The organism is Neobacillus drentensis (assembly GCF_036962765.1).
GTDB classification, from domain to species: Bacteria; Bacillota; Bacilli; order Bacillales; family Cytobacillaceae; genus Neobacillus; species Neobacillus drentensis_C.
This window is the reverse complement of sequence record NZ_JBALOS010000125.1, coordinates 17,136-26,098: the sequence shown is the minus strand read 5'-3', so window position 1 is coordinate 26,098 and position 8,963 is coordinate 17,136. Positions and strand designations below refer to the sequence as shown.

General features: G+C 40.7%; 3 protein-coding genes and 1 pseudogene. 3 read left to right on the top strand and 1 reads right to left on the bottom strand.

Annotated features, from left to right (window positions below; genetic code table 11):
• A pseudogene (locus V7137_RS16405) lies at nucleotides 1-2,672 on the top strand (ATP-binding cassette domain-containing protein); the annotation flags it as partial.
• Between the two features lie 61 nt (nucleotides 2,673-2,733).
• Here V7137_RS16405 and V7137_RS16400 read toward each other — a convergent pair.
• Nucleotides 2,734-3,939 (bottom strand): MFS transporter, encoded by a 1,206-nt coding sequence (locus tag V7137_RS16400; protein WP_335699071.1) that lies wholly within the window; start codon nucleotides 3,937-3,939, stop codon nucleotides 2,734-2,736.
• Between the two features lie 367 nt (nucleotides 3,940-4,306).
• On the opposite strand from V7137_RS16400, the gene nirB reads away from it, so the two are divergent.
• On the top strand, nucleotides 4,307-6,679 hold the full coding sequence (nirB, locus tag V7137_RS16395; protein ID WP_335699070.1) for a nitrite reductase large subunit NirB: 2,373 nt from the start codon (nucleotides 4,307-4,309) through the stop codon (nucleotides 6,677-6,679).
• A 30-nt stretch (nucleotides 6,680-6,709) separates the two neighbouring features.
• Nucleotides 6,710-8,857, top strand: a complete 2,148-nt coding sequence (gene nasC, locus V7137_RS16390) for an assimilatory nitrate reductase catalytic subunit NasC (RefSeq protein WP_335699069.1) — start codon at nucleotides 6,710-6,712, stop codon at nucleotides 8,855-8,857.
• Nucleotides 8,858-8,963: the final 106 nt, after the last annotated feature.

Sequence of the window (8,963 nt, the reverse complement as noted above, 5' to 3'; positions counted from 1 at the left end):
CCATTGAATTAATCGATCAACCACATACTATTTCCGATATTAATAACTTAAGCATTGAATCAATTCTTTCATTAGCAGACGAATTACATATTAGTGAAGCGAAACAACATATTCTCAAAAATATCATCAATATGAATATTGGTTACTTAACACTTAATCGAATTATGGGTACTTTGTCAGGCGGAGAATTAACGCGGCTCTACTTGGCAGAATTCATGGCAGCGAGTGAAGATACCGTCATTATTATTGATGAGATCTCCGTTGGTCTTGATCACCAAACCCTTGTAAAAATTTTAGAGCAGATTAAACAATTAGGTTATAAGAATCAAATTTGGCTCATTGATCATTCGGACACGGTCCTCGGTGCAACCGATCTGCAAATGTTCTTTGGTCCTGGCAGTGGTAAATATGGAGGGAAAATAGTAGAAGAATCACCACGTCCCGAACCAATCAAGTGGGAACGCAATCAGGCACAGCCAACAGATTACTATCAATTTAAAGACCTCTACTGTCGTAATATTCAAATGCCTGAAATACAGATTCCTAAAAATAGACTGGTGACATTTACCGGAGAATCGGGGTGTGGGAAATCTACACTAGTTAATGAGTGTATTGCGAAAGATTTTCTGAAGCGGTATCCAAAAGATAAACTGGTTATGGTGGGACAAGATCGAAATCAATCGATTACCAGTCGGTCAACCGTTGCGACGTTTCTTGATATTAAGAAGAAACTTTCAAAATATAGTGAAGATATTGATGATATTTTTCAACGCTCGATTGAGGACATTATCGACGATCTGCCAAATGAAGACATTGCTCATAAACGCTTAAGCTTATTGATTAAACTTGGACTTGGATATTTGACCTTAGAAAGGAAGACACAAACATTATCAACAGGGGAATTCCAATGCGTTCATTTAGTGTCGGAGCTGTTTGCGAACTCACGAAACCCGCATACATTGTTTATTTTTGACGAGCCTTCTAAAGGGTTATCACAAAATATCCTAAACCAATTCATTGACAGTGTCAGGATCATTCTCGAAGATGAATCTGTTTCCATCATGATGATAGAACATAATGGCTATATGCTAGATAGCTCTGATTTTATCGTTGATTTTGGTAAAAGACAACTCGCACCAGTTGAGCATCTTGATGTTGTCCGTCATGACGACTACTATCATCAAAAACACGATGAAGATCAAGTGGCTCCTGTGCATGTTTCTTCAACATTCAAGTCAAAAAAAGGCATTCATTTCTTAAAAGAGAATCATGTGGCCTATTTTCAACATGCTGAAAACGTTTATAAGGGTGGTATCTTAAAAAGTTTATCTCCAATGGCGCGGTTGATTTATGGCGAATATGAATCCGACACGATCGCACCGGTCATCGCCATCGATCTAGAAAGACACTTGTATAGTCAATACAGCTTTCTCTATGAAATGGGTGGACTAATTAACCATATAGTGGCTGCGCATCCGACTAATAAAGATACAAGAAGCTTCGATTTCTATCATCAAGAAAATCATTGTCCTTGCTGTTCAGGACGACGGGTTATTGAAAAATTTGATATCGATGTTGTCATTCAAGACAAAACCGTTCCCTTTTGGGAAGGCTTATTACATCCAGACGTGATGGAAGTATTAAAATATTATCAATACCCAAAATTACAATTCCTCTTTGATGAGATCAAGAATGAACTTGGCCAAGATATTAGTAAAAGCTTTAATGAGATGACTGAAGAAGAAAAAAAGACCTTCCTTTATGGTTATTGGGAAAAGTCATTTTATGATAAAGCAGGCAAAGCGTCGAGAACCTGGGAAGGATTTAATATCATCATCGGTCGGTATATGTTTATTTCGAAATCAATTATTAAAGAGCAGATGAAAGCTTCAAAAGAGTTCATTACCTGTCCAGTCTGTCAAGGAACCGTACTAAATCATCATAAAAAACTGACCTTTGCGGACACGGATATTCGCGAGATTATTCATCAGCCGATCGATCAAGTCTTAAAGATAGTAGGGAAGTTACCTGAACTAGAAAAGCTAAGGTCCATTGTTGGCGGCGATATGCCACTCACGGAAGATGTGTCATTACTTCCAAGGGAAACACAAGCAGCGCTAAAAATACTTGAACTAGAACTAGCGAGCTTTGCAGCCTATGAAGTAGTTTTACAAAATGTCTTACCCTTCTGGGGCAGTGTTAAAGGCAATCTAGAAGCAATCAGCAACAAAAATCAAATAAAAATCTGTGATTTTGCCAATATTACTGAAACGAGAGAAACGATTATTGATAAGTATTTCACCAATGGAAAATACAAAAAAATCACCTATGTCTACGAGGCATTTGGCTACAAAAAAATTGTTACCCAAATGAATAAAATTAAGGCTAGTCATCCTTGTCCTTTCTGTAAAGGGAAGAAAGTTATTTCTGAAGATGGTCTCCATGATGGCGTCCATAAATTATCTATCCCATGTGTTAGTTGTTCTGCAAGTGGAATCAATGATGAAGGGCGTAAGGAAATCGTCGATGGGGTTGACGTACAAACATGGCTGACTGGAAAAGTTAGCGATGTGGTACCTGGATACTTAGAAGCAGTTGCTGAAATTCCTATTTTCAATCGAATTCGTGAGTTGAATAAACGAGATATGTTGGCGGTTTATCAATGCCTTGAGNNTATAATAAAAAAACGCATTTGCCATAAAGCGCAAATGCGTTTTTATTTTGAGCATCCAATTAATTTTTAATAGTGGCTTCCTTTGGCGACCAGGTTTTTCGCCATGATACTTGTGCGATAAATAACACTAACAATGCTGCGATACCAATCCCTGTATAGACCATAAAGCCTGTTCCGTAAGTCCCAGTAACTTCCTTTAGTGTTCCCAAGATGTTGGGGACAAAAAATCCGCCAACCCCGCCGGCCGCACCTACGATTCCGGTAATCATCCCAATTTCCTCTTGGAAGCGCTGCGGAACCAATTGGAAGACGGCACCATTTCCCATTCCAAGGCAGAGCATACCAATGAACAATAAGATGGTTACAACCATTAAAGAAGGAAGTTGGCTCACGCCAAACATACTAAGTGCGATCCCGATAAATAGGAAGGTAAGGAGGCGGACACCACCAATTTTATCTGCAATAAATCCGCCCACTGGTCTAAAAAAGCTCCCTGCTGCCACACATAGTGTGACAAAATCTCCTGCTCTTACTTTTGATAAATCATATTGATCCACAAAAAAGATACTTAAGAAACTGGACAAACCAACAAATCCCCCGAAGGTAACACTGTATAGTAAACAAAAATACCAGGTATCTTTTTGTTTAAATACTTTCAAATATTCAGCCACCGGTTTTGGTGCAGGTTGGGATGGAGCATCTTTTGCCATCATGATATACAAAATAAATACCGTCAAAAGAGGAATCAGTGCTAAACCTAAGACATTATGCCAGCCCATTTGTTCGGCAAGACGCGGCCCGAATAAGGTGGCAAACAGCGTTCCACTATTCCCGGCACCGGCAATTCCCATTGCCAGTCCTTGTAAATGCGGAGGGTACCATCTGCTTGCCATCGGAATGGCTGCAGCAAAGCTTGCACCTGCCACACCAAGCAGGATTCCTATCAAATAAAGTTCAGTTAATGTTTGACCAAATAACCAGCCCCATACCAGTGGAATAATGGTAACCAACATTCCGCTGATTGCTGTTTTTCGCGGGCCGATTCGATCTGTTAAGACACCAAGGATAAGGCGGAAAAACGAACCGCTTAGGATAGGAACCGCAACGATAAAACCCTTTTGTGAGGGGGTTAGTCCAAAATCCTTTGTAATATATACCCCAAGTGCCCCTAACATCACCCAAATCATAAAACTAACATCAAAGTATAAAAATGAAGCCGCTAACGATGGCGCATGACCACTTTTCTTTAGATCTGATATCTTCATCCTATTGAACTCCCTCCTTGAAAAAATTTACTTATTTCATAGATAACTTGGATTTTCCTTTTTACCATTCAAAACAGCTATCTTTTGAAAACATGACTCTGATTAGCACCACCAAGAACGAAAGTAAACTGATATTGTTTTTCATAATTTTTACCTCCTTTACACAGTTTGAATATGAGTTGCTGTTGCTTTGTTAAACAATATCCGAAAGGTACAGAAGATGTCTCATGGTATGTAAGGTACTCTAACATAGAACTTACTGTGTTAGAAAATGTCACACATTGAATTTCTTTTGCAGAGTTTTATGGAATAATAGGTGATATTTATGGTTGCAGTATCCACATATTTACTAGCGGAGGTTTTTAATATGGATAAGCAAAAGCTTGTTTTAATAGGTAATGGAATGGCGGGGGTGAGGTGTGTGGAAGAGATTTTACAAAATGCGCCAGATTCTTTTGAAATTACCATTTTCGGAAGTGAACCACACCTTAACTATAATCGAATCCAATTATCGGCTGTTTTGCAGGGTGCTACCTCGTTTGAAGACATAACCATTCATGGTCGCGAATGGTATAACGAACAGAACATCAGGCTGTATACGGGAGAAACTGTCCTAACAATTGATCCGGAAAAACAAGTGTTAATAACGAACAAAAGGCGAAAAGTCTCCTATGACCAGTTAATCATTGCGACAGGTTCCATGCCATTTCTACTCCCGATACCGGGGGCTAATAAAGAAGGAGTCATTTCGTTTCGGACTATTGAAGATTGTCAGACAATGATGGATACTGCGAAACACTATAAGAAAGCGATTGTCATTGGAGGCGGTGTATTAGGTTTAGAAGCTGCCAAGGGTCTACTGAATCTTGGTATGGATGTAACGGTGGTTCATAATGGCCGAAATTTAATGGAAAGACAGCTGGATGAAACGGCCGCGAAGTTGTTGCAAACAGAGCTTAACAGGCAAGGACTACGTTTTATTTTTGAAAAAGAAACGAAGGAGATTTGCGGGAACAAACGTGTAGAAAAAGTAACCTTTCAGGATGGAACGGAAATAGCTGCCGATTTGGTTGTGATGGCTGTAGGGGTGAGGCCCAATATCCAGTTAGCGAAGGAAAGTGGAATCGAAACAAACCGAGCCATCCTTGTCAATGATTATATGGAAACAAATATACCGAACATTTATGCTGTCGGCGAATGTGTGGAACATCGAGGAACGGTCTATGGCTTGGTAAAACCTCTTTATGATCAAGGGAAAGTTTTAGCGAAACGGATATGCGGCATGGAATCTAAGGGATACGAAGGAACAGTTCTTTCTACCCAATTAAAAATATCGGGTGTGGATGTGTTTTCTGTTGGGATGTTTACATGTAATGACAATTTTAAGTCCATAGAAATCCATGATGAATTAGAGGGAGTTTATAAAAAGCTTGTTTTTGAAGATTCGCAAATGGTTGGCGCCGTGTTATTTGGTGATACCCGTGATCGTACGAGATTACTAGAAATGATCCTGAAAAAACAAGATGTATCCGACATCGAGAAAGTTACCTTATTTCAATCGTTAAATGGTGATGGTAATTTCGTCGCAACTATGGCCCAAAGTGAAATGATCTGCAATTGTAACGGTGTTCCAAAAGGATCGATTATTGAAGCCGTCCTAAAAAATGGATTAACGACGGTGGACCAGTTAAAACAGTGTACCAAGGCATCAAGCTCTTGTGGCGGCTGCAAACCGTTAGTTGCCGATCTTCTCGCCTACATTCAGAGTGATGAATTTGATGAAGGTATTGAACAAAAATCCATGTGCGCCTGTACATCGTTAACGGAAGATGAAGTGGTTTACGAAATGCAATTGCAAGGCCTGACTTCGGTACAAGAGGTGATGGAAGTCCTTGCTTGGGGCAATGAGGAAGGATGTGCTATTTGCAAGCCTGCATTAGCTTATTATTTAGGGATGATTTATCCGGAGTATGACAGCCAGCAAGAAACATTTTTTGTCTCCGAACAAATGAATGCGATCGTTCAACAGGATGGAACGTACACCGTTGTCCCACAAATGTACGGAGGAAAAACGACAGCAGAACAATTGCGAACGATTGCCGATGTGGCAGAAAAATACGAGATTACAAATATCGCTGTTACGAGTGAACAAAGAATTCATCTGATGGGGGTAAAGAAAGAAAATCTATCTCGTTTGTGGGCAGATTTGAATATGGAGGTAAGTGCCATTTATGGAAATATGGTTCAAAATGTCAAAACGAGTATCGGAGCACATATTTGTCGATGTGATAAACAAGAATCGATTGAGTTAGCTGTCACCCTCGAGAAACGATTGGAATTTCTCACAACGCCCTACCGTGTGAAAATGGGCGTATCGGCTTGTATGCATAACGGCGCCGGTTCGACTACGAAAGATATCGGGGTGATTGGAAGGGGACTTGGCTGGGAAATTTATGTCGGGGGCAGCAGTGGCCGTCATGTACGCGCAGGTGAGTTATTGTGCATTGAATCATCGAAAAATGATGTAATCGACATTATTTGTGCCTTTATTCAATATTACCGTGAGACCGCCAATTTTCTCGAACGAACTTGGCAATGGATCGAACGGGTCGGTTTAGTCCATGTGCGCGAAATTCTATTCGACCAAGACTATCGTCAGCAATTATTGCTGCGTTTAGAAAAAGATTACTTCTTGCGCAAAAAGTACTTAGTGAAAAGTTCAAGGTCATCGGCTATCTAGTAAGAAATATTCGGGAAAAGGGTGAGTATCTTGACGGAAGCGTTATTGAAATATTTCCGGACAAAGGAACAAGAAGTGAAATCTGAAAAAAAGTACGATTCTCAATGTCCGTACTGCAGCATGCAATGTAAAATGCAATTGATTGAACAATCGATTGTGACAAGAAAAAAATATACAACCATCGGGAAAGATAATCCAACTTCGGAGGGACGACTATGTATTAAGGGTATGAACGCCCATCAACATGCCTTTCATAAGGAGCGGTTGAAATTTCCATTGTTAAAAGTAAATGGTGAATTTGTTCGTGTTTCTTGGGTGGAAGCATTGGAGTATATTAAAGAAAATTTTACTAAAATTCAAAAAGAGTCTGGCCATAATGCCTTAGCGGTTTATGGTAGTGCATCCATCACAAATGAAGAAGCCTACTTATTGGGTAAATTTGCTCGTGTTGCTTTAAAAACCAAATACATTGATTATAATGGTCGCCTTTGTATGTCTGCAGCTGCTTCAGCGGCGAGTCAAACCTTTGGGTTGGATAGAGGCTTCACCAATAGTTTGTCGGAAATACCATCAACAAAATGCATTATATTAGCCGGGACGAATATTGCTGAGTGTCAGCCAACAATTATGCCTTATTTTGAAAGAGCGAAAGAAAATGGTGCATACATTATCGCCATCGATCCCCGTGAAACAGCTACAACGAAACTAGCAGACTTGCATCTAAAACCTAAACCAGGTACTGATGCGGTGTTAGCTAACGGGTTATTGAAAGTAATTATCGAAGAAAATTATGTGGATGAAACGTTTCTTCAAGAACGTGTAAATGGGTTTGATGATGTTAGAGACTATGTAGGTTCCCTCAGTTTAGATGAAATGGAAGAAATAACCGGCGTACCAATCACTCTCATTCGTAAGGCAGCTCTAAGGTTCGGGAAAGAAGAAACAGGCATGATTTTTACAGCGAGAGGGGTTGAACAGCACACGAATGGTTCGATGACTGTCCGTAATTTCCTGAATATTTTGGTTACGACCGGGAAAGTCGGCAAGCCGGGCTGTGGTTATGGAGCCATTACCGGGCAGGGAAATGGCCAGGGGGCAAGAGAGCATGGTCAAAAAGCCGACCAGCTTCCTGGATATCGTTCTATTGAGAATGAAGAACATCGAAAATATCTGGCAGGTGTTTGGGGTGTACACCACAAAGATATACCACGGAAAGGTGTTTCGGCCTATGAAATGATGGAAAAAATCCATGAAGGGGAAATTAAAGGGTTATTTCTGATGTGTTCCAATCCCATTGTTTCCAATCCGAATGCCCGCTTTGTTAAAGAGGCCATAAAAAAATTAACTTTTTTTGTAGCGGTTGATCTGTTCGTTTCAGAAACAGCGAGATTAGCCGATGTCATCCTGCCAGCCTCTTCCTACCTTGAAGATGAAGGTACGATGACCAATGTAGAAGGGCGGGTCACATTACGGGAAGCTAGTTATCCGTGTCCAGGAGAAGTGAAGCATGATTGGCAAATCCTTTGTGAAATTGCCCGTGTGCTAGGAAAAGAAGAGTATTTTTCCTTTACCACGGCAGAGGAAATTTTTACGGAATTACGATTGGCAAGTCGTGGCGGGAATGCTGATTATTTCGGCATTACCTATGAACGTCTTAGAAAAGAAGGAGGAATATTATGGCCGTGCCCAGATCCTGACCATAAAGGTACGAAAAGAGTGTTTGAAACATCCTTTGCCCATTCAGATGGGAAAGCAGCGATGGTGGTGGTACCAAACAGCCCGGTAATTCCTAAAGAACAGCTTAGTGACGAGTATCCGCTCTATTTAACCACAGGAAGAGTCATGTCACACTACTTAACAGGGGTGCAAACAAGAAAAAGTCCATCCTTAGCAGCAAGAAACGTAGAGCCGTTTATGGAAATCCACCCTGCAACTGCAGTTAAATATCAGATCCAAAACCAATCTTTAGTGAAAATCGAATCACGCCGAGGTAGTGTAGTGGTTCGAAGCAAATGGTCAGAAACAATTCGTCATGATACTATTTTTGTTCCTTTTCACTGGGCAGACTCACAAAATATTAATCTCCTCGTTTCAAAGGAACTGGATCCTGCCTGCAAAATGCCAGGCTTTAAAGTCAGCGCTGTTAAGGTGAGTCCAGTTAATGATTTCTTAAATTAAAGGCTCTGTTAAACTGCCTGTTGATTTCCGCTCCAGGCGCTTCGCTTTCCGCGGGCGGTCCGGGGAGCCTCCTCGTCGCTGCGCTCCTGCGGGGTCTCCCCTGCCC

Excerpts from the sequence above, each read along its gene's own strand:
- V7137_RS16400 (WP_335699071.1), bottom strand. The coding sequence starts at position 3,939 with ATGAAGATATCAGATCTAAAGAAAAGTGGTCATGCGCCATCGTTAGCG.
- nirB (WP_335699070.1), top strand. The coding sequence starts at position 4,307 with ATGGATAAGCAAAAGCTTGTTTTAATAGGTAATGGAATGGCGGGGGTG.